Origin of the sequence: Liquorilactobacillus mali KCTC 3596 = DSM 20444 (assembly GCF_000260415.1) — a bacterium.
Classification (GTDB): Bacteria; Bacillota; Bacilli; order Lactobacillales; family Lactobacillaceae; genus Liquorilactobacillus; species Liquorilactobacillus mali.
Genome location: NZ_BACP01000026.1, coordinates 116,397 through 139,028, shown reverse-complemented (window position 1 = coordinate 139,028; position 22,632 = coordinate 116,397). Strand labels below are relative to the sequence as shown.

Here is a 22,632-nt window from a genome sequence, read left to right as displayed (position 1 = left end):
TGCCCCAAAACAATGGTTTTGGCACAGCTCTTTTGTGTTGAGTGGGTAATGGTAATATTTTTAATTGAATAGGGAAAGATAACTATGAATGAGGTAAAGTCATCGACAAAAGTTACTAGCACGTATATAATTGTTGAATGATTGGAAGCCTGTAGGGAATTAAGTCACAATTTTAGGGGGCTAAATATGTTTGAAAATACAGATAGTAATGAACCAGTGATGTGTTCTTTTTGTGGTAAGTCACAGGATCAAGTAAAGAAGATTGTTGCAGGACCCGGTGTTTATATCTGTAATGAGTGTATTGATTTATGCAAAGAAATTATAGATGAAGAATTTAGAGATCAGGCAACGGAAGAACTAACAGATGTACCTAAACCACGTGAAATAGTTGATATTTTGAATCAGTATGTTATCGGACAGGAACAAGCAAAGAAAACTTTAGCAGTTGCTGTGTATAATCATTATAAGCGAGTTAATGCTTCTCTTGAAGATGATGAAAGTGAGACTGAATTGCAAAAAAGCAATATTTGTTTAGTAGGTCCAACTGGTTCAGGAAAGACTTTCTTAGCACAGAGTTTAGCAAAAATATTGCAAGTTCCATTTGCGATTGCGGATGCTACAACTTTAACTGAAGCTGGATATGTAGGAGAAGATGTTGAGAATATTCTTCTTAAATTACTGCAAAGTGCTGACTTTGATGTTGAGCGTGCAGAACGTGGGATTATTTATATCGATGAGATCGATAAAATTGCTAAAAAGAGTGAGAATGTTTCAATAACACGTGATGTTTCAGGCGAAGGGGTCCAGCAAGCTTTGCTCAAGATACTTGAAGGGACCATTGCTAATGTTCCGCCTCAGGGTGGACGTAAGCACCCACAGCAGGAGTTTATTCAGATTGATACCACGAATATTTTATTTATTGTTGGTGGTGCATTTGATGGGATTGAAACAATGGTAAAAAATCGTTTAGGCGATAAGACCATTGGTTTTGGTGTTGATTCAACGAATAACTATAATGACCAGGCAAGTTTGATGCAGCAAATTATTCCTGAAGACTTATTGAAATTCGGATTGATTCCCGAATTCATTGGACGATTACCTATTTTATCGGCTTTGGAAAAATTAACAGAAGAAGACCTGATAAGAATTTTGACAGAGCCGAAAAATGCATTGGTAAAGCAATACAGCAGACTACTTGAACTTGATAATGTTAAACTTAAATTTGATAAGGATGCTCTTAAGGAAATAGCTCATTTAGCTATTGAGCGTAACACGGGGGCTCGTGGTTTACGTTCAATCGTTGAGAATACAATGAGAGATGTAATGTTTGAGATCCCTAGTCGTAGCGATGTTTCACAAGTAATTATCAATAAGGCAAGTGTCGATGGTAATAAGATGCCAGAGCTTATTTTAGACGACAAACAGGCTTCATAAGAATGATTGAGAGGGACTGTACCATGGTAGATGATGGTACAGTCCTTTTGTTGAATGTGTATAGATGATATTTTATAGGATCAGAGACCTTTAGTAAGCTTAGAATTATTCGTGGTAATAGAACGCGAAGTCCTTGATTTTAAGTTGAATGTTAAATATTACTAAATTACAGTACACAATCTTTTTCATATTAATAGATTTAAAATGTGGCAACGTCTTTATCTTTTAAGTTGTTTTTGGTAACATTAGGAGAGAATATTATTTGTAGGAGGTTTAATAATGAATAAACCACAAATCGGTGTAGTCGGAATGGCTGTGATGGGGAAAAACTTGGCTTTGAATATTGAAAGTCGAGGTTATAGTGTTGCAATTTACAATAGGACTGGTTCAAAGACGGAAAAGGTCGTTGCTGACCATCCAGATTTGAAACTTGTACCTAGTTATAATATTGAAGACTTTGTTGCCTCTCTTGAGACTCCTAGACGAATTATTATGATGATTAAAGCTGGAGCTCCAACAGATGGATTGATTAAACAGCTTTTACCACATTTGAGCCAAGGTGATGTGTTAATTGATGGTGGAAATACCTTTTTTGAAGATACAATGCGCAGAAATGCGGTATTGGATGAATCAGGTATTAACTTTATTGGCATGGGTGTCTCTGGTGGTGAGAAGGGCGCACTTGAAGGTCCATCATTGATGCCAGGTGGACAAGTAGAGGCTTATAAGCTTGTTGAGCCAATTCTGAATAAGATTGCTGCTAAGGCTGAGGATGGTACTCCCTGTGTAACTTATATCGGGCCAAACGGAGCAGGTCATTATGTAAAAATGGTTCATAATGGGATCGAATATGGGGACATGGAGCTAATCTCGGAAAGTTATAATCTGTTGAGGAATGTCCTTGGACTTGGAGTTAACGATATTGCGGATATTTTTAACGATTGGAACAAAGGCGAACTTGACAGTTACTTGATGTCTATTACCGCAGAAATTTTAACACGTAAAGATGATTTGGGTACTGGCAAGCCGATTGTTGACGTTATTCTTGATCGTGCTGGCAATAAGGGAACAGGTAAGTGGAGTTCACAGAGTGCACTTGAACTTGGTGTGCCACAATCATTGATTACTGAATCAGTATACGCAAGATATATTTCTGCTTTGAAAGACGAACGTATTGCGGCTAGCAAAGTTTTGCAAGGACCAGATTTTGATTCAACAAAACTTGATAAGAAAGCTTTGGTTGAAAAAATCAGGGAAGCCTTGTATTTTAGTAAAATTATGAGTTATGCACAAGGATTCGAGCAAATGCGCGTTGCTTCGGAACATTATGATTGGAATCTTAAGTATGGCGAATTAGCAATGATCTGGCGTGAAGGATGCATTATTCGTGCGCAATTCTTACAAAAAATTACAGATGCATTTAACAAAAATGATAAGTTAAACAACTTAATGCTTGATCCTTATTTCAAGAAAATTACTGATAAGTATCAAGCAGCTGTTCGCGAAATTGTAGCATTGGCTATTCAAGCAGGAGTTGCCGTTCCAGCATTTACTGCAGCAATTACTTACTTTGATCAATATAGATCGGCTAGCTTACCAGCTAATATCGTTCAAGCACAACGTGATTACTTCGGGGCACATACTTATGAAAGAACTGATAAAGAGGGTATGTTCCATTATGAATGGTATCACGAAGAATAAATTGTCTAATAGATAGTAGGATTGTTATATGCAGGCAATGTCAAAAAACGATAGATTTCTAAATAAATCTATCGATTTTTTGTGCATTATTAAAAAATAAAGTTATCAAAAAAGTGCGGAATAGTTGGTTTTGTGTTAGATTATTGTTAAATAAAAAAATTATAATATTATTATATAATTTTCTAGGAGAGTGGATTATGAATCGAATACTGATTATTGAAGATGAAAAGAATCTTGCAAGGTTTGTGGAACTTGAATTACAACATGAGGGTTATGAGACAGAGGTTCATTATAATGGGCGGACAGGATTGGATGCTGCATTAGAGAGCGATTGGGATGCCATTTTACTAGATTTGATGTTGCCCGAACTAAATGGTCTTGAAGTTTGCCGACGTGTTAGACAAACAAAAAATACACCGATAATTATGATGACAGCTAGAGACTCAGTAATCGATAGAGTATCAGGCCTTGATCATGGAGCAGATGATTACATCGTTAAGCCTTTTGCAATTGAAGAACTATTAGCGCGCCTGCGTGCTTTGCTTCGCAGAATTGATATTGAAAGCGAACAAAATGCTTCTAAGCAAACTAAGGTAACATATCGCGACCTAACAGTTGAGAAGGAGAATCGCATAGTTCGTCGTGGTGATGAAATTATCGAACTTACCAAGAGAGAATATGAGTTGCTTTTGGCTTTAATGGAGAACGTTAATGTTGTTCTTGCTCGGGATGTCTTACTGAAGAAGGTTTGGGGCTATGAGTCACAAATTGAAACAAACGTAGTTGATGTTTATATCCGTTACCTACGTAATAAAATTGATCGACCAGATGAAGAAAGTTATATTCAAACTGTTCGCGGTACAGGGTACGTGATGCGTTCGTGAAGAAAAAGAAAAAAATTTTATTCAGAACCAGAGAAAAATCTAAAAAAGGGTTCTCAATTAAATTGAAATGGGCAATCGGCACCAGTATAGGTGTATTGTTTATTTTTGCGGTTTTTGCAATCTTATTATTTCAGAGTTTCTCTAACCTAATGTTGCAGCAGGAAAGACAATATGCTAGCGATGCGGTAGCTGTGGCACAAGGGCGGTTATCGTCTTTAGAGAATGAATTAACTAATAGCAGTGCTAAACGTGAGTTAGGTTCAAATATTTCTACAGTCAAGCAGGAAAAAAATCGACCGACAAGTTTGTATTCAGATTCTGTGTTTGTCACACTGTCGCGTAAAAATATTGGTGTCGGGATTTATAATTTAAACGGCGAGGAAGTTTTCGCTTCAAGATCTTTACCGGTTAAGTTTAATATTAGTGATGATACTAATAGTACCGAGGTTCAAAAGGTTAAGGGTGTTAACATTCTTATAATTCGTAAACCTGTAGTTGCGAAGAGTACACAAAAAGTAATTGGTTATATTCAAGTTACCAATCGCTTGAGTGATTATGATAATGCACGAGAAAAGTTAGGACTAATATTCTTTGTATTTGGAATTACAGCCGCTATCGCAAGTGCAATGCTTGAGTATGCTTTGTCTGCTTGGCTATTACGACCAATTGATTTGATAAATGATACCATCGATAAGATTAATCAGGAAGATGAAGACGATCCGATTGCTGATATTAGAGTTCCGATTAAGACTGTTAAACGAAATGATGAACTATCCGATTTAAGTCAGCTTTTTAATGATATGCTTGATCGAATGCAGCGATATATTGAACAACAACAGCAGTTTGTTGAAGACGTTTCTCATGAATTGAGAACCCCAGTTGCAATTGTTCAAGGTCACATGGAACTATTGAATCGTTGGGGAAAAGATGATCCAGAAGTCTTGGCCGAGTCAATTTCGGCTTCACTTCAAGAAATCAATCGAATGAAAAGTCTGGTTCAGGAGATGCTGGATTTATCGCGTGCTGAACAAGTTGAGATTCAATATGGTAAAGAAGTTGCAGATGTCCGTGAAATTGTTTCGCAGGTTTATAATAACTTTAAGATGATTAAACCTGATTTCGTTTTTCTGCTGGACGATGATTTAAAGGGCAGAACTCCAGTTAAGATATATCGTAATCATTTAGAGCAGGTACTGATTATTTTGATGGATAATGCGGTAAAGTACTCTAAGAATCGTAAAGAAGTGCATCTATCAGTCTCACGAGACCAGAGATATGTAAATATTGCTATTCAAGATTTCGGAGAAGGTATTTCCAAGGAGAATATTCAGAAAGTCTTTGATCGTTTTTACCGTGTTGATAAGGCTCGTAGTCGTGGAAAGGGCGGTAATGGATTAGGGCTTTCGATAGCCCAAAGGTTAATTGAAGGGTATCATGGACAGATCACGGTTGAGAGTGTAATTGAAAGAGGTTCGGTTTTTAGAATATCTTTGCCTATAGCCAAAGAAGATACTGTTAAAAAAAATGACAGTCTTGAAAAATAAACAAATTTTTCTGATATTATTGATACTATTCAGTTTAGAATTCATAAATCATCATGTTTCTTAAAAATGTTACTGTTGTAGTGGCTTTTTGAAATTAATGATTTATGAATTTTTTTGTAAAAAATAGATTTAATGATTTTTGGATAATCTGGTTACGGTTAAATGCATTAAAAATGTGTTGGGTGAAGTAGTATGCTATTATTTTAAGTATCAAAGAATTTGATAGGTTGGAGTTTTATAGAGATGAAAAAAAAGATGATGTGGTTTATTGAGATTTTACTAGTAATAATCGGACTAGCTTTGGTTTTTAATCAGCAGATTTCTGACATGCTAGTAAATAAAATGACAACAACTGATCTAAAAAAAAGTGTCAGCCAAAAACATGCAAAGAAGGGTTCCTTTGATTTTAATAGGGTTAAGTCAGCTAGCGCGTCACGAGTCGTAAAGGCAAGCCTTACGTCGGAAAGTACTGGAATGATAGGGAAAATTGCTGTTCCTGCTGTTAACCTAAAGCTACCTATATTTTACGGGATTAGTAATAATAATTTATTACGAGGTGCTGGCACAATGAAGGCCAAACAGAAGATGGGTACTGGTAATTATGCCTTAGCTGGCCATCACATGAATAACCCAAATATTTTATTTTCCCCTTTAGCTAAGGCAAAAGTGGGAGATAAAGTATATTTGACAGATGGAAAAGAAGTATATGTGTACCAGATTAATGTGCGCAAATCAATTAGTAAATATCAAGTTCAGGTGATAGACGATGTGGCAGGTAAAAAGATGGTAACATTGATTACTTGTGATCCAATCAAGGGTGTTGCACATACTCCGCTCAGAATCTTATTACAAGGTAATTTACAAAAGGTTGAGAAAGTAACAAAAAATAATGCAAAGATGTTTGAATAAGTAAGTGAATAAGTTTTAATGAAAAAGTCTGAAGATGGGACACAAATGTAAGTAATAAGATAGATAGAGAATTGATTTTTTTAGAGCAGTCATAAATAGCTAATAAAAGGAGATGTCACAAAACAATTGTTTTGTTGTAGATCTCTTGTTTTTTAATTGGGGATAGCTTTTTACTACGGGTACTTTTATATTAGTACCATGGCTTGAAATTTAATGAGTTGGGGATAGGAATAAGTGAGTAGAAGAAGAAAAACAAAAAATACACCGATTTCTCTAGTAAGTATTTTAACAGTCGTAGCTGCACTACTAATCGGATATGCAACTCAAACTAATGACAATGACGAACATCGTGGAATTACAGGAAATACAGAAACAAGCTCTGTTACCAGAAGTTATTCAAGCAATAAGAGTTCGGCAGCAACAAGTTCTTCGTATTATTCGAGTTCAACAGGTAAGAATTCAGTTCCAGGTCAAGCACTTGCAGAATCCGTATTATTGCAAGATGTAAGAAAAGAGTTAGGAAATAACATTGTTTGGAATAACGCAGGGGCCTTTGTTATTAATAATAATAAAACAACATTGAATGCAAACATCAGAAGCGCGCCTTATGCAATAAACACAGTTGACAGTATGGGGAGGCCAAACGTGGGTGATGCGTGGCTGAATAAGACAACAAGACAATATCGCAATAGGAATGAAACAAATGAGGGTGCAACTTCATGGAAGCCGGCTGGTTTTAAACAGCTTTTAAATCTACAAGGTACATACAATCATGCTTATGATCGCGGACATCTACTCGGGTACGCTCTGGTAGGCGGAATAGCTAGTTTTGATGCTTCTGAATCAAATCAACGTAATATAGCTACACAGACTGCATGGGCAAATGAAGCTGCAGCAAGTTACTCTACAGGTCAAAACTATTACGAAACGATTGTTAGAAAGGGGTTAGATCAAAATAAAAATATTCGCTATCGTGTTACAGATATCTACAGCGGTAAAAATATTATACCTTCTGGTACACATATTGAGGCAAAATCAATGGATGGAACAATTGATTTTAATGTATTCATCCCAAATGTACAAAGTGGGATAGAAATTAATTATGCAACAGGTGAAGCAATGATTCATTAGTAAAAAGGAGGATAGAGGATATGTTGAAAAAAATCATTCAAAAGGCAGGGTATCTCATAATTCTGTTGATTGGCTTTGGATTATGTATGCTACCTCAAGTTGGTCTGCTTTTACAACTAAAAAATAAAAATGAATTGATGCAATATTTTGGCTTTTTACTGACAATAATTATATATATCTTGGCCATCTGGTTAATTTTAAGATTACTGCAGAAAGTTACGGGGACAAAATCATTTCAGAGACATTCTGGTAGCTTTTTTAAGAAGTATCTAGCGGGAATAGGGATGCTGTTGTTTAGTGAATATATTTTAGGCATACTAAATTTTTTGTTTAATGGTGAAAATCAAACTGAAAATAATGCAGCGATTATGCAATTATTTTCTCAACAAAATTCCGTCAAATTGACAATGGTTTTGATGGTAGTGGTCTTTGCCCCAATCTGTGAAGAATTATTTTTTAGAGCACTGATAATAAATACTATCAAATTAAAGTTTTTCAATATTAATTGGGCAGCAGTCTTGATAAGTGGACTTCTTTTTGGGCTACTACATTCAAGTGATACAATTATTAGCGCACTCATGTACGTTACAATGGGAATTATTTTAGGAGCTATCTATGTGAAATACGACAATATTAAGTTGAATATAGCAATCCATGCTACTAATAATTTGATAGCACTTATTCCAATTTTAATGATGATTTGGTAAAAAGTAGAAGCAGTTTTTTTCTTCAAAGTTAATAATTTAAAAATAGTCAAATTATGAGTAAATCGAAGTAACAGGAGGAGTTCAGTCAAAAAATAATTTTTGACTTGGCACCTCCTGTTATTTACTCCAGATATACGTATCCTATAGATCAAAATTCTCCGTCTAACCCTCTATTAAAAATAAAAAGCTTTTTTATGAATAGTGTAAAGCGATAGCTGGATAGTTAAATCTGGGTAAACAAAAATTCCTCCATAATTGTCAGAGAAATCATGGAGGAATTTTAATTTAACAGCTGAACAGCCGGCAGGTGGTTATTTCTTAATTAATTATTACGTTGTTCTGGACTCGACGAACTAGTTACACTAGAAGAACTAGAACTAGAACTTGAACTCGATGAACTACTGGATAAGGAATCCGACGAACTAGCTGGTAGACTACTTTCAGAAGATTCACTGGAAGAAACAGTACTGCTTGAAGGCAAGCTTGAACTTGATGAACTTGAGCTTAAGCTTGAACTTGACGAACTTGAGCTTGAACTGCTAAAGACACTGCTTGCGATACTAGAACTTTCAATATCCGACGATACAGTGTCAGATGAACCAGCTAGATAAAGTTCACGAACACCATTGACGGTCTTTGTGTAGACGTTACTTGGTTTCTTCCAATTTTTATTTGGCTTTCCTTGAGCAAGATACGTCATTGCGTACTTATAGAAATAAGAGGCAATTCTTGCGGATGATTGCGACAAATAATTACCTGTTTCGTACTGATGATCATAGCCAATCCAAACCGAAATAGAATAATTCTTTGTATATCCATTGAACCAAGAATCCATATCAGCTGAGCTAGGAAACTTGGAAGCAACATCTGATGGATAAGAGTTTGTTCCTGTTTTACCAGCTTGATACAAACCACTGATATTGGCATAGCGTCCAGTACCTTTAGCACTAGTAATAACGTCCTTAAGCATATCCGTAATCATGTAGGCAGTTGATGATTGCATGACTTGTTTTCCTGAACTTGAGTAGCTCTTAGACTCACCATCTGACGAAGTAATTTTATTAATATAACGCGGTTTATAATATGTTCCGCCGTTTGCAAATGCGGCATACGCAGCCGCATTTTGGAGAGTCGAAGAAGGCAACCCGATTCCATTTTGGTATTCGAGTGTTTTCTTATAGTTGAAGCCAAGCTTGCTAATAAAGTTTTGTGCCTTCGTAATACCGACTGCCTGTAAAGCGCGGATTGCAGGAATATTTCGTGACTGGGTCAGAGCACTTCTCATTGTTATTGCTCCCTGATACTCATCATCAAAGTCGTAAAGATTGATACTTGTCCCAGGATAGACATACTTGGTATCTTGCAGCTCGTGATATGTTGCCCAGCTCAAGTATTCAATTGCGGGTGCATAATCCATTAGAGGTTTTGCAGTGGAACCATTTGTGCGGTCTGTTTGAACGGCCCGATTTAAACCATAAGTTACGTCACCATTCTTCCGACCACCAATCATTGCAACAATCTTACCATTATTAGGATTAACTACAGTTGATGCAACCTGAAGTTTATCATCTGGATATGTGATACTATCATTCGTATTCGCAAGCTTATATAGATATTCCTGAGCATCCATATCTAAATTTGTATAAATTTTTAGATTGCCTTTATATGGATTGTATCCCTTTGCCTCAGCTTCTTGAATTACCTGTTTAAGGTAGGCATCGGCTACTTTTGCTTTTTCCGTTGTATTTGTTGAGCTCTCATGAGTTTTTACCAACCCTTGAGTAATACTCTCGCTTTTAGCCTTTTTAGCTTGCGCAGCCGTGATTTTTTTATTTGCTACCATTGCACTGAGAACTTCATCACGACGTTTTTTAGCCAACGTCGGATTCGCATTTGGATTGTAATCTGTTGGTGCATTCGGAATACCAGCAATTAGGGCAGTTTGGGCTAAATCTAGTTGACTTAGAGACTTATTATAGTAGTATTTTGCAGCAGTCTGCATCCCTTTAACACCATTTCCCATGTAAACTTTGTTGATATAAAATGTTAAGATTTGCTGTTTACTGTAAGTATTGTCTAATTTGAGAGCCAACCAAGCTTCCTGAGCTTTTCGCTTAAAAGTTCGATCTGCCGAGCTAGTTGAGAAATAGGCTAGCTTGATGAGCTGCTGATCTAGTGTACTACCTCCTTGCAGACCGGAAGATGATATGTTAGAGAGTGCTGCGCCAGCTATACGCAGGGGATCAATTCCATGATGCTTATAAAAGCGCCGATCTTCAATTGATACAACAGCATCTTTTAAAGTCTGGGGTATTTTATCACTATTGACGTAGATTCGATTTTGTGTACCTATACGAGTTATGATTTTACCATTAGAATCGTAGATGGTAGTCGAACCCGCACTCGTAAGTTGAGATTCACTTAGAGAAGGAGCATCCTTTGCATATACAAAGAATATTGTGGCTCCAATTGCAATAACAATTTCAACAAGCACTAACATTGTTAATAGAAATCTTTTAAAGAATTTTTTGAATTTGCCAGCAGGCTTTTTTTTCTTGATAGCCTGCCGTTTTCTTCGCATTACTCTTGAATTATTAGGATTCTGATTGCTACTCATGATTTACTCCTTTATGCATTACACAGATTTTCAATAACCTTATCTATACTTTTTAGGTATGGGATAAGCGGTGTTACATGATACTTAATTTGAAATCCATCATTAACAATAGTTTTCTTGGGAATTGACTTGCGACCCTTTTCTTGATTGTCCCAGTAATCGAAGAGAATTGAAGCAGGTAGTAAAAAAACTTCTTGTGTTGCAGTAAACTTAATAAGGGTAAAACAAATTCCTTTTTGGACAACACAAGCTTTCATATGAGCAATTTGATGCTCATGAAAATTGCTGAGTGGGAAAGAAGCCTTGTTATGTGTCTCCTTTGCCTCAAAGTCGAGATAATAACCGCGATATACACCATTGTAATCAGTGGTGGAAGCCTGTTTAAAGTAGGCTTCCTTGATCACAGCGGCACTTCTTTGCGGATAGTCAACCTGAACAATTTGAATAGGTATCGGTTTCTTGTGAATAACAGCAATACCTTGTTGCAAATAGTACTGGTTACTTTGGTTAATCTCTTCTTCCAACGACATTCCACGGTTGCCAAATATAATATTTGAATTCTTATTATTGCGTATTTTTTTTTGGGGCATTGGTTGATAAGTTTTACCGTTTGGATATCTAAGAACCATGTCGCATCACGCTCCCGTTCGACTTATTATACCAACAACACAAACACTTGGCAAAAAAGCATTATTTCTGATGAATATGATATTTGCTATTTATATTATTCTTGTTTTATGATTAGTCAAGTTACGATAGGAGTGGATAAGTAATGCGTATGTGGGTTACAGGATATCGTAGTTATGAATTAAATATTTATAAAGATTCTGATCCAAAAGTCGAAGTCCTAAAAAGCATATTAAAAGATGCAATTAGACAAAAGGCAGAAGATGGTCTTGAATGGGTACTTGTTGGTGGACAATCTGGAATTGAACAAATGACTGCTGAAGTTGTTTGCTCAATGAAAAAAGAATTTCCCGAACTTAAAGTCGCAATGATGCTGCCATATAGTGATTTTGAATCAAGATGGAAAGAAGAACGAAAAGCGACATTTGCACTCTTAAAAGGTCAAGTCGATTTCTGCGCAACAGTTAGCTCCGAAGAGTATAAATCTCCACAACAATTGCGAAATTGGCAAAAGTTTATGCTTGAACATACCGAAGAAGCATTGCTCGTATATGATTCAGAATTTGAAGGTAAACCCAAATATGATGTATTAGCAGCAAAAAAATATGCAGAAACGCACGAGTATAATATTGTAACTATTGATATGGATTGGCTTGAAAATGGAGCAAGGGAATTTTTTGAAAGAAAGAATGAAAATGATTTGCAATAATCGTAATATTTGGTATAATTAATAGAGTTGTAAACTTAGTTTTCTAAAGAATATGAGGTGCATTGCTGTGGAGAAGATAAATTTCACGCCAAAAGATATTGTAAATAAAAATTTCAAACCTAAGATGCGTGGCTATGATCCAGCAGATGTAGACGAATTTCTTGATGATGTTATCAAGGACTATGAGACGTATTCTAAAGAAACACAACGTTTGCAGATGGAAAATGATCGTCTTGTTAGTAAGGTGGACGAATTAACAAAACAGTTGGCTGTTGGAAAAAGTGGTCAGACTGGTCGCCCAGTATCTAATGTTACGAACATGGACATTTTAAAACGTTTATCTAATTTAGAGCGTCATGTTTTTGGTGCACAATTGAATGATGATGCAAATAGAGATAGTCGCTTTTAGTAAATTATTTAAGTATTTGATGTAGTTCTCTGGTAATCGCGGTCTACCTTGAGTAGGCTGAGGAAAGTCCAAGCTTGCACAGGCTGAGATGCTTGTAGTGATCGTGCTTGCTGAAAAAATAAGGCAAGGTACCTTTTGGGTAACGGCAGATAAAAGGACTAAGGCAATTGCTATGTCCGAGTAGTCTTGAAAGTGCCACAGTGACGAAGCAATATTGGAAACAATATTGATGGAACGCGGTAAACCCCACGAGCAGGTAACCCAAACTTTGGTAGGGGCGCTTCATGACGGAAATGAACAAATCATGGGGGCAGATAGGGTAAAACTTGTCTGGAGATAGATGATTACCACCGATTTCAACATCCTGTGTTGAATGACGTACGGAACGTGGCTTATAGAGGACTACATCTCAGGGAGGGGTTAGGTTTATTCCTAACCTTTTTATTTTGAAGAAATTATAAAGGAATGGGTGAACATGGAAGAATATAATTTAATTGCGACTGCTGCTGCGGGAATTGAGTCTCTTGTTGGAAATGAACTCAAGCATCTTGGTTATCATGTTGAAGTTGAAAATAGTCGAGTTAGATTTAGTGGAGATTTTACTGATATTATCAAGACAAATTTATGGTTGAGAACAGCTGATCGTATAAAAATTGTAGTCGCTGAGTTCACTGCTACTTCTTTTGATGAACTATTTGAGCAAACCAAGGCTTTACCTTGGGACAAGTATTTGCCGTTGGATGCTGAATTCCCAGTCGCTGGGAAATCACAAAAATCTAAGTTGTACAGTGTCCCAGATGTACAGTCTATTGTTAAAAAAGCAATCGTTGATAAGATGAGTACGGTTTATCATAGAAAAACTCGTCTTGCTGAAACTGGAGCAAAATTTCCTTTAGAGGTTGCAATCAATAAGGACAAAGTATTATTGACTTTAGATACAACGGGTTCAAGTCTTTTTAAGAGAGGCTATAGAATTGAGAAGGGACCAGCTCCTTTGAAGGAAAATATGGCCGCAGCATTGGTACTTCTGGCACATTGGTATCCCGAAATGCCTTTTGTTGATCCTGTTTGTGGTTCAGGAACTATTCCAATTGAGGCCGCAATGATTGGGCATAATATTGCACCTGGTTTTAACCGAGATTTTATTTGCGAGACTTGGGGATGGCATCCAGAAGAATTAGTTCAACAAATTAGGGATGAGGCTGATTCAAAAGCTGATTATGATATTGAGTTGGATATTGCTGGTTATGATATTGATGGTAAAATGATTGATATTGCGAAGCTTAATGCAAGGGAAGCTGGACTTCTTCATAGCATTAAATTTAAACAATTGGCATTGAAGGATTTCAGGACTGAAAAGAAGAATGGTGTAATCGTAGCCAATCCTCCTTATGGTGAGCGTTTAAGTGATCAGACGGTTGTGCGAGAGTTGTATAAGCAAATGGGGCAAACATATAGAGAGTTAACTACTTGGAGCAAGTATATTCTTACGAGTGACCTTGAATTTGAAAAATTTTATGGTCAAAGGGCAACGAAAAGACGTAAATTATATAATGGTTCGTTACGGACAGATTACTTCCAATACTGGGGGAAAAAGGAACGTAACAACCGCTAGTTGGCTTATGAGCATATTTTTATATGGAATTGATAGAGGGACTAGATCAAAATTAAACTTTTGCTCTAGTCCTTTTCCCACAATTAGTCAAGTGCTAGTCTGCTTATTGAATAAAATAAGGAAAACATAATTATAATTTGGCAGAAAAAGTTTATTTATACAATAATTTCGTTATTTGCTCAGATGTTTAGTATAATCAAGGTGGAACTTATTTTTTTAAGATACTGTGTAGTTTCTGTGTAGCTAGAGTGTGTGCTCCGTGGTTTTCTTTTTCTGGAATCCACTGAGTAATAACTAGTGGAAATTTTGCCTGTAGTGCGGCTAGTTGCATAAGAAGGTCATTATATTTTTTTGAGTAGTTTTTATCAATGCTCTCGGTTACGATGCGACTGTCGCTAAAGAACATCAAGGTTTCAGTGTTCCCAAACAATTTTTCTACGTATTGAAAACCAGTTAATGCTGCTAAAAATTCAGCAGTATGATTAGATGAGTCTGGCAGTGAGACGGCATATTGGAATTGTTTGCCGTCTTTGATGATGAGGATACCGGCGGTACTAGTTCCGGGATTTCCTTTTGTAGCTGCATCGGTAAAAAGTTTAATCAGTTTAATCACTCCTAGGAAGGTGTTTTTATGAACAAAAAGTTCTGGTATCAACCAGATATTGCGACTAGTATTATTTGCTGGTCATTTACACTCATGATACTACTTTTAAGTATTTTATTGTGGCTTGAAATAACTGTTTTTCAGATATGGACAGTCATTGTTTTCCTGATTTTTTGTGTCGTTTCACTTATTCAGTTTTTTTTAAGGTGGATTGAAATAAGTGATGAAAAGTTGATAGTTCATACAATAATTTCACAGAATACCAAGAAATTAGAGTTATCAGATATTGAGAATGTTAGAGTGGGAAAATATGGGATTAGTATCACTGTAAAAAAGCAAAAATATCATTTTATTATGAGAAAAAGCAATTGTGAAATTCTATATAATCTGATAGCTTTCAAGTGAAAAAGTTCGTAAATAATATTATAAATCACTAAATAATGTTTTATTTTGCGGTATTTAGGATATTATAATGACTTTTAGCGAACAATGAATTATAATTCAGTTATATTTGTTAGGAGGATGTTCTCGTTGAAAGATATTGAAATTGCACAACAAGCAGAAATGTTAAATATTAATGAGATTGCTGCAAAAGTTGATTTAGAACCAGCCGATATTGAGCAGTATGGGGATTTTAAGGCAAAGATTAAGCTGCCTATTAATAAAAAAATAAAACTAAAGAGAAATTAATCTTAGTGACTGCGATTAACCCCACTCCGGCAGGAGAAGGGAAATCTACAGTAACGGTTGGACTAGGGGATGGACTTAGTTTACTAGATAAAAAAGTAATGATTGCGTTACGTGAACCTTCATTGGGTCCAGTTATGGGGATGAAAGGTGGAGCCACGGGAGGCGGTTACTCACAGGTTGTTCCAATGGAAGAAATAAATCTGCATTTTACAGGTGACATGCATGCTTTGACAACTGCTAACAATACTTTAGCTGCTTTGATAGATAATCATATATATCAAGGCAACTCATTGGATATCGACCAACGTCGAATTATTTGGAAGCGTGTATTGGACATCAATGACCGAGCTTTGAGACATGTTGTGATTGGGTTGGGTGGAATTTCTCAAGGAATACCTCGTGAAGATGGTTTTGACATCACAGTTGCCAGTGAGTTGATGGCTGTTTTGTGTCTTGCAAAAAATATTGCTGATTTGAAACGGAGAATTGGCAACATAGTAGTTGGTTATACAACAAAGAGAAAGCCTGTGACTGTCAATCAATTAGGGGTGACAGGGGCGATTGCATTACTATTAAAGGATGCTATTAAGCCAAACTTGGTTCAAACATTGGCACATACACCTGCAATCATTCATGGAGGGCCATTTGCTAACATTGCTCATGGCTGTAATAGTGTCCTGGCTACACAGACAGCTTTGAAGTTAGCTGATTATACAATTACGGAGGCAGGTTTTGGTGCTGATTTGGGTGCCGAGAAGTTTTTGGATATCAAAACGCCGGTACTTGGAAAGACACCAGATACAATTGTAATTGTTGCAACAGTTCGAGCTTTGAAAATGCATGGCGGAGTTAAAAAGGACGAATTAGAACAAGAAAATATAGAAGCCTTAAAGAATGGTTACGTTAACTTAAGTAAACATATCAGTAATATGAAGCGTTACAACATACCGGTGCTAGTTGCAATTAATCAATTTACTTCTGACACGGAGGCGGAACTTAAGTGTCTCCAGGAGTTGTGTGCTAAGGATGTAACTAAAGCAATTGTTGCTAATGTATGGGCAAAGGGTGGTGCTGGTGCACTAGAACTGGCAAAAGAAGTAGTTTCTTCCTGTGAGGAAACTAATGAATTTACACCACTTTATTCAGAAGCAGATGATATTAAGACAAAGGTTGAGAAAATTGTTACTAATATCTATGGTGGGACAAAAGTAGAATATGGTCCTAAGGCTAAACGTCAACTTAAGCAATTTGCAGAACTAGGATGGGATCGTCTCCCAGTATGTATGGCGAAAACGCAATATTCGTTATCTGATGATGCAAAGAAATTGGGAGCACCAACTGATTTTGCAATTCATGTCCGTGAATTTGTTCCAAAGCTTGGTGCACAATTCATTGTTGCATTGACAGGTAATGTTTTGACCATGCCAGGTTTACCGAAAGTACCAGCTGCAAATGGTATGGAGTTAAGTGATGAAGGACAGATTTCAGGGTTGTATTAATTAGGTAAATATTTTTATATCAATTGGAAGCCCACTTTTTAAAGTTGTTCACGAGAAAAGCAGGTACAAGGTATCAAGAAGGATAATTTTTGGATAGCTGACTGTTAATTTTTCATAATATATGGTATAATATTACTACATTAAGCGTTATTTAATTTATAGATTGGTTTTAGGTTTGATGATCTTTCATGTTAATGGCGCAACTACAGAGTTGCAAATGTGTTATAGAGGTTGGGATAGCACCTTTGAAAGTTAGAATTTAATTTTGGTTCATGTAATAAAATTTTCGGAACAATTTAATATAATTAGCTTAGTTAGAAGGCGTCGTACAGCGGTATGGCGCCTTCGTCAATTTAAGCGGGAAGAAGGATTATAATGGAGAGAGTATTAAAAGATTTGGGGCTAATGGTAGGCAACGAAACCAATCCATGTGTCTATGTCGGTACAACGAATGATAAAACTCCTGATGGTGATGGTGCAAAGGGAAAGGGTCATATTGTTGTGGTCACAAATTACAATCCGCAAAACAGTTCAATTAAACATTCAAATGGGAAGAGTTTCTTATTGAAACCAGATATGAAAGTTTCTAAAATAGATGTTAGAAATTCATATCGAATTGATAATATAATGTATGACGATATCAGTGAGGATATCATCGAACAGGAAAATTAATTATTTTTAAAGGGCTAGAGGATTCAGCTAGCATTTAATAACATAATAGTGTTAAAATACGGGTGTGGAGTTAACTTCTTTTGTTAAGGAGGTGAGATATTGAGTGCATTTCCAACAGTGTGTTACTTTAATAACTGAAAGGAAGTGATCCTTATATCTCCTAGCAAGTAGGTAACTTGCCTTTGTCTCTTTTGAAGGAGGCTACAACCCTAAAAAAATGTTTTCCGTAAAAAAGAATATTAATTTGAGTTTCGCAATATAAAAATAAAGGATCTGCGATGAGATTTTATCTTGTCGCAGATCCTTTGCTGTATTTACTTACAGACGGTATATGTTGTTCAATTTTTAATGATGCAAATTTTTTACTGGCGAGATTAAGAAAAAACTGATGAGTTCAAAAGACTTGCTAAAACCTTTTAAATAACGTACAATGCGTGTGTCTCCTGATAGAGACGAAAGACACTGTTTAAACGCTGTTTTTGACCGCCCTTAAAACTATCTTACCTTTTTTCGGATGGTGAGAATATAAGGGCAGTTTTTAATTCGAAAAATTTTAATTTTCGCGACGGTATTTTTCCATCTTTCTCTGGAATGTTGCTTCTGTGATACCATACGCAGTGAAGGAAACAGCATTTGCACCTGCATGAATTGTTTTAAGAATTTGCTCATCTGTCTTACCACCTGATGCAATAATTGGAAAGTTTTCATCTAGTCGGAGTCGTTTTAGTTCATTTCTAACCCAGGCAACTAGTTTTGGGGTATCTTTGCCACCAGCTATGTTAAAAGCTTTCACTCCAGCATCTATTCTTTCTTTTATATCTAAATTCGAACTTACAACTGTGTAAATAATAGGAACATCGACAGCTTTCTTAACATTTCTAATTGTTTCTACAGGGGTTGGGGCATTCAACACAACAGCTTGAGCCCCATTTTCTTCAGCAAAAAGGCCAACGACAGTCGATTTTATGCCGTTCGTTAATCCACCACCGATCCCTGCAAGGATAGGAATATTTGAAACCGTAGAAACAGCTTCCAGAATACGTGTATTTGGGGTCCACGGATAAACGACAAGAACGGCATCTGCATTACAGTTTGCAATTACAGCAACATCAGTTGTATAGATGATGCTTTTGATTTTTTTTCCGAACAGTTTTAGTCCTGATGCTTGCTGGATAATTGCGGGTGTTTCAACAATATCAGCTCTTAGCTTAGAAGAAAGATTTGGAATATTTTCGCTTGAATTGTTCATTTTTCATCCTCCAAAAGTATAATTAATTAACCGTTCTCATAATACTCCGTCAATCAATAATTTAACAGTATCAAGATTGTCCATGGTAAAAAAATGAAAATCGGTTATCCCTTGTTTTTTTAGCATATTAATTTGATTGAGTGCAAACCGGACTCCAATTTTTTTCAATTGGATATCGTTTGAGGCCCGTTCAAATGAATTTGGTAATTGCAATTTCAAAATATTTTTTACAAAAGTAAGCTGTTTTTTATTAACTATTGGCATAATTCCAGCTCTAATTTGAGCTTTAATTCCAGCATGGCGGCAATGGTTCACAAACTGGACGAACATAGTGTTATCAAAGAAAATTTGAGAAATAAAAATTTTACATCCAGCAGCCTCTTTAGTTTTCATTAGAGATAATTCATTTTGCAGGCTAATCTCTGAAGTAATAGCTTCAGGATGACAACTGTATAAGATATTTAAATCAGGGAGCTTGTTGTTTAGAAATTGTGTTAGTTCAAGTGCAGAAGTGTAAGCACTATTCTTATTTATTTTTTACCAGATAGGATTAGTGCTGAATCAATAGTACTTTTCTGCAGTGCTGCTACCAACTTATCCAATTCTTCTTGTGTGAACGAAGATGCTGGCAAATGGATGACAGTCTTGTTTTTTGTTGCTTTTTTGAGCGCAAGTGCAGTTGAAAAAGTTGTTTCAAAAAAAGAAAGTGTGTGGTTAGTGTACGCAATACTTATAAATTCGGGTGCCAATTTATTGAGAGCTTGTTCTTTTGAATTTGAATTATTTTGGAGCAGTTCGAGTGAATAATTAAAAGTTGACATAAGTTGATTCCTTATCTTGTTTTTTTATCAATTGTAAATCCTTTTGAAGAATACATAAACATATTTTTATTACTATTAGTGATACTTAGTTATGGAGGAGAATAAAATGAAGAAAAAATATCAGACATTGTTTTTTGATATTGATGACACATTACTAGATTTTGGGGCAGCGGAAAACGAAGCCTTGGAAAAATTATTTAGCAGAGTAGATGGAATCAAGTTAACAGATACCATTAAGGAAGACTACAAGAAGTTCAACCAATCTCTGTGGAAGAGTATGGAACAGGGTAAATTATCGCGTGAAAAGTTAATGACCACCAGATTTACAGAGTTTTTCAACCAAGAATTTGGAATAGAAGTTGACAACAACAAAATGAGTGAACAATACTTAACTTACCTATCACAAGGACATCAAGAGGTAACGGGAGCCCATCAATTATTGAGTGAATTACAGCAGCAGTCCTTTAAATTATTTGTAGTTACAAATGGAGTTGAAAGAGTACAAACTAAAAGGTTAGCCGATTCACATTTTGACGCTTATTTTACAGATATATTCATATCAGAGCAAACAGGTTATCAAAAACCCAATAAGAAATTCTTCAACTATGTTTTTGATAATATTAGTGATTTTGATAGTGACAATTCACTGATCATAGGGGACTCACTGACATCTGATGTTGCTGGCGGAATTAATGCAGGAATTGATACAGTGTGGTTTAATCCTGAGCATAAAAGAAATTTGACAAATTATTCAGCTAATTATACAGTTCATAGACTTTCGGAGATTAAAAATTTACTTATTAATAATATAAATAGATAAACATTCAATGTGAAAATCATAAAGTTAATTAAATATTTTGTAACGTTTGTTTAAATACAAAAATGATATAATTAACTTATTGGATTATGTTGGATTGAAGTAACTGTATTTTGTTTGTAAACTCTGAGAGGTGAAGTGGATGTTTAGGGTTGTTCTAGTGATGCATGATGGAGAAAATGAATATTATCGAATGAACAAGGTTTATTTTGAGAATATGCCGGTTGCAGGTCAATATATTTATAATTCGGATGGCCTAGCGTACCGCGTCGAAGAAGTGGCAAGTTTTGCTGGGTATGTGAGTGAAAAAGGTGCAACAACAATCTTAGTTGTTCATCCAGTTGATAAGGATGAACCAGTCAGTGATATCTATGGTCTTGATATTGAAAGGGACTTAGATGATTAACAAAGGGCCGTAAGTACAAGAATATAATAAGTACAAGAATATAAATTGTTGAACGGCCGCTAATGGAAATAATTTAATTGATGGAATACGATTATACAGAATAAATAAGGGGACTGGACCAAAAAGTATATTTTTGAACCAGTCCTTTTATTTATTTTGTACCGATTCTTAGATTTTATCATCCTATGTTACAATATCTTTATGAGTATAGGTCTTTAAAAATGAGTCAAGGTAATTTTAAAGCCAAAAAATTTTTGAATATTAAAACTTTCGATAATTAGTTTTTTATGCATTCATCATAATTTTATATGCTAAAACTATCCAGAGTGTTACCATGGTAATTGTTTAATTTATAAGGGAGCTGAAATTTGGATGGGAAGAGCCACTACAAACGACAGTCGAGTTTGGAGAAGAAGTTTTCTGACACTATGGATAGGATGTTTTATAACGGCACTAGGATATTCAATGACGATGCCGTTTATTTCACTTTATATAGATACACTTGGTAAATTTTCAACATGGCAGTTGAACCTGTATTCAGGTGTAGCTTTTTCAATTACGTATCTTTCACAAGCCATTGTTTCACCATTTTGGGGAAGTTTAGCAGACCAAAAAGGGCGGAAGTTGATGTGCCTGCGTGCATCAGGAGTTATGGCATGTACGATATTTTTAGTTGGGATAGCACAAAGTGTTTGGATCGTAATACTTTTGAGATTTTTGCAAGGAGCATTCTCAGGATATATTAATAATGCAACTGCCTTGATGGCAGGGGAGACACCACATGAGCGAAGCGGTCAGGTAATGGGAAATTTGATGACGGCGAATGTTACGGGAACACTGTTAGGACCATTATTTGGTGGCCTAATCGCAGGGAGCATGGGTTATCGCATTACATTTTTTATTACTGGGATACTAATGGGACTGGTTTTCATACTGACTAATATTTATGTTAAAGAACATTTTGTTCCGATTCCCGCAAAAAAAATGAAATCTATTAAGAAAATTTTTGGTGAATTAGAGAATAAGGGATTGATTGTTACAATGTTTTTGACAACATTACTTGTACAATCGTCTTTGATGTCGATATCACCAATTATTAGCTTACTTGTCCGTCAGTTGATGCATGGACAAGGAAATATTTCACTCGTTAGTGGAATTGTAGCCGCAATGCCAGGTTTTGGGACATTATTGGTTGCCTCTAGAATAGGTAGACTAATGGATAAAACGAAACCGGAGAGGGTACTACTATTTGGACTAGTGATTACGGCGGTTGTCTTCGTACCAATGTTCTTTGTGACAAGTCCATTGCAACTGGGAATACTAAGATTTATTTTAGGTCTTTCTAGTGCAGCTATGCTGCCAGCAGTTCAGACTATCTTAACGGTTGATGTTCCAAGTGAAGCATTCGGAAGAATCTTCAGTTATAATCAATCTTTTCAGGCAACTGGCGGAGTTGTAGGACCGCTGATTGGATCACTGATTTCGAGTGTTTTTGATTATCAGAGCGTATTTTTAGTTACAGCGGCACTGGTATTAGTAAACTTTTTTATGATATTAAGATTTGTTCCATTGAGGATTCGCAGATAG

21 protein-coding genes, 1 other RNA gene and 1 pseudogene are annotated in these 22,632 nt (G+C 35.9%); 17 read left to right on the top strand and 6 right to left on the bottom strand.

Features of this window, described 5'->3' with window-relative positions; translation table 11 throughout:
• The first annotated feature begins 186 nt into the window (after positions 1-186).
• From clpX to GSM_RS04345, 7 genes are all read left to right on the top strand, one after another.
• Positions 187-1,434 carry an ATP-dependent Clp protease ATP-binding subunit ClpX gene (clpX, locus tag GSM_RS04375; RefSeq protein WP_003689864.1) on the top strand — a complete coding sequence of 416 codons (1,248 nt, stop codon included), beginning with the start codon at positions 187-189 and terminating at the stop codon, positions 1,432-1,434.
• Positions 1,435-1,713: 279 nt separating this feature from the next.
• Entirely contained in the window at positions 1,714-3,135 is a 1,422-nt protein-coding gene (gene gnd / locus GSM_RS04370; RefSeq protein ID WP_003689865.1) for an NADP-dependent phosphogluconate dehydrogenase, read from the top strand.
• Between the two features lie 197 nt (positions 3,136-3,332).
• Positions 3,333-4,019, top strand: a complete 687-nt coding sequence (locus tag GSM_RS04365; protein ID WP_010077842.1) for a response regulator transcription factor — start codon at positions 3,333-3,335, stop codon at positions 4,017-4,019.
• Positions 4,016-5,563, top strand: a complete 1,548-nt coding sequence (locus GSM_RS04360; protein ID WP_003689868.1) for a HAMP domain-containing sensor histidine kinase — start codon at positions 4,016-4,018, stop codon at positions 5,561-5,563. Before GSM_RS04365 ends, GSM_RS04360 begins: the two co-directional genes overlap by 4 nt.
• 243 nt (positions 5,564-5,806) lie before the next feature.
• The gene (locus GSM_RS04355) at positions 5,807-6,472 is read left to right on the top strand and encodes a class A sortase (protein WP_003689869.1); all 666 of its coding nucleotides are present in this window, start codon (positions 5,807-5,809) and stop codon (positions 6,470-6,472) included.
• Between the two features lie 234 nt (positions 6,473-6,706).
• Positions 6,707-7,603: a DNA/RNA non-specific endonuclease gene (locus GSM_RS04350; RefSeq protein WP_003689870.1), complete on the top strand. Its 897-nt coding sequence runs from the start codon at positions 6,707-6,709 to the stop codon at positions 7,601-7,603.
• A 20-nt stretch (positions 7,604-7,623) separates the two neighbouring features.
• A complete protein-coding gene (locus GSM_RS04345; protein WP_003689871.1) occupies positions 7,624-8,310 on the top strand; it encodes a CPBP family intramembrane glutamic endopeptidase in 687 nt (228 codons plus the stop codon).
• A 322-nt stretch (positions 8,311-8,632) separates the two neighbouring features.
• Here GSM_RS04345 and GSM_RS04340 read toward each other — a convergent pair whose 3' ends face one another.
• Positions 8,633-10,927, bottom strand: coding sequence for a transglycosylase domain-containing protein (locus GSM_RS04340; RefSeq protein WP_003689872.1), 2,295 nt, complete (start codon positions 10,925-10,927; stop codon positions 8,633-8,635).
• An 11-nt stretch (positions 10,928-10,938) separates the two neighbouring features.
• Positions 10,939-11,556, bottom strand: coding sequence for a Holliday junction resolvase RecU (gene recU / locus GSM_RS04335; protein ID WP_003689874.1), 618 nt, complete (start codon positions 11,554-11,556; stop codon positions 10,939-10,941).
• A 143-nt stretch (positions 11,557-11,699) separates the two neighbouring features.
• On the opposite strand from recU, the gene GSM_RS04330 reads away from it, so the two are divergent.
• The 4 genes from GSM_RS04330 to GSM_RS04315 all read left to right on the top strand — a co-directional run bounded on the left by GSM_RS04330 (position 11,700) and on the right by GSM_RS04315 (position 14,287).
• Positions 11,700-12,263, top strand: coding sequence for an SLOG family protein (locus GSM_RS04330; RefSeq protein ID WP_003689876.1), 564 nt, complete (start codon positions 11,700-11,702; stop codon positions 12,261-12,263).
• 67 nt (positions 12,264-12,330) lie between these two features.
• Positions 12,331-12,672, top strand: a complete 342-nt coding sequence (gene gpsB / locus GSM_RS04325) for a cell division regulator GpsB (protein WP_003689878.1) — start codon at positions 12,331-12,333, stop codon at positions 12,670-12,672.
• 24 nt (positions 12,673-12,696) lie between these two features.
• Positions 12,697-13,072, top strand: an RNA gene (rnpB, locus tag GSM_RS14670) — RNase P RNA component class B.
• Between the two features lie 75 nt (positions 13,073-13,147).
• A complete protein-coding gene (locus GSM_RS04315) occupies positions 13,148-14,287 on the top strand; it encodes a THUMP domain-containing class I SAM-dependent RNA methyltransferase (protein WP_003689879.1) in 1,140 nt (379 codons plus the stop codon).
• A gap of 208 nt (positions 14,288-14,495) precedes the next feature.
• On the opposite strand, the gene GSM_RS04310 is transcribed toward GSM_RS04315, so the two are convergent.
• A complete protein-coding gene (locus GSM_RS04310) occupies positions 14,496-14,942 on the bottom strand; it encodes a ribonuclease HI family protein (RefSeq protein ID WP_003689881.1) in 447 nt (148 codons plus the stop codon).
• Between GSM_RS04310 and GSM_RS04305 the strand changes: the two genes are divergently transcribed.
• The 3 genes and pseudogenes from GSM_RS04305 (at position 14,919) to GSM_RS04295 (ending at position 17,752) form a co-directional block, all read left to right on the top strand.
• Complete coding sequence (locus tag GSM_RS04305) at positions 14,919-15,296, top strand: EbsA family protein (RefSeq protein ID WP_003689883.1); 378 nt, start codon at positions 14,919-14,921, stop codon at positions 15,294-15,296. The two genes, GSM_RS04310 and GSM_RS04305, sit on opposite strands and share 24 nt — an antisense overlap.
• Before the next feature lie 126 nt (positions 15,297-15,422).
• Positions 15,423-17,080, top strand: a pseudogene (locus GSM_RS13985) (formate--tetrahydrofolate ligase).
• Between the two features lie 375 nt (positions 17,081-17,455).
• Positions 17,456-17,752 (top strand): hypothetical protein, encoded by a 297-nt coding sequence (locus GSM_RS04295; protein WP_003689886.1) that lies wholly within the window; start codon positions 17,456-17,458, stop codon positions 17,750-17,752.
• A gap of 553 nt (positions 17,753-18,305) precedes the next feature.
• Here the strand turns inward: GSM_RS04295 and GSM_RS04290 are convergent.
• Genes GSM_RS04290 through GSM_RS04280 form a run of 3 tightly spaced genes read right to left on the bottom strand, consistent with a single transcriptional unit; the run spans position 18,306 to position 19,822 of the window.
• On the bottom strand, positions 18,306-19,001 hold the full coding sequence (locus GSM_RS04290) for a beta/alpha barrel domain-containing protein (protein ID WP_003689887.1): 696 nt from the start codon (positions 18,999-19,001) through the stop codon (positions 18,306-18,308).
• A 36-nt stretch (positions 19,002-19,037) separates the two neighbouring features.
• Positions 19,038-19,535 (bottom strand): methylenetetrahydrofolate reductase, encoded by a 498-nt coding sequence (locus tag GSM_RS04285; protein WP_081484429.1) that lies wholly within the window; start codon positions 19,533-19,535, stop codon positions 19,038-19,040.
• Positions 19,532-19,822, bottom strand: a complete 291-nt coding sequence (locus tag GSM_RS04280; protein ID WP_010077838.1) for a hypothetical protein — start codon at positions 19,820-19,822, stop codon at positions 19,532-19,534. The genes GSM_RS04285 and GSM_RS04280 overlap by 4 nt, the downstream gene beginning before the upstream one ends.
• A 106-nt stretch (positions 19,823-19,928) precedes the next feature.
• Between GSM_RS04280 and GSM_RS04275 the strand changes: the two genes are divergently transcribed.
• The 3 genes from GSM_RS04275 to GSM_RS04265 all read left to right on the top strand — a co-directional run bounded on the left by GSM_RS04275 (position 19,929) and on the right by GSM_RS04265 (position 22,632).
• Positions 19,929-20,642, top strand: a complete 714-nt coding sequence (locus GSM_RS04275; RefSeq protein ID WP_003689892.1) for a YjjG family noncanonical pyrimidine nucleotidase — start codon at positions 19,929-19,931, stop codon at positions 20,640-20,642.
• A 139-nt stretch (positions 20,643-20,781) separates the two neighbouring features.
• Positions 20,782-21,045 (top strand): hypothetical protein, encoded by a 264-nt coding sequence (locus GSM_RS04270; protein WP_003689894.1) that lies wholly within the window; start codon positions 20,782-20,784, stop codon positions 21,043-21,045.
• 372 nt (positions 21,046-21,417) lie between these two features.
• Entirely contained in the window at positions 21,418-22,632 is a 1,215-nt protein-coding gene (locus tag GSM_RS04265) for an MFS transporter (RefSeq protein WP_010077837.1), read from the top strand.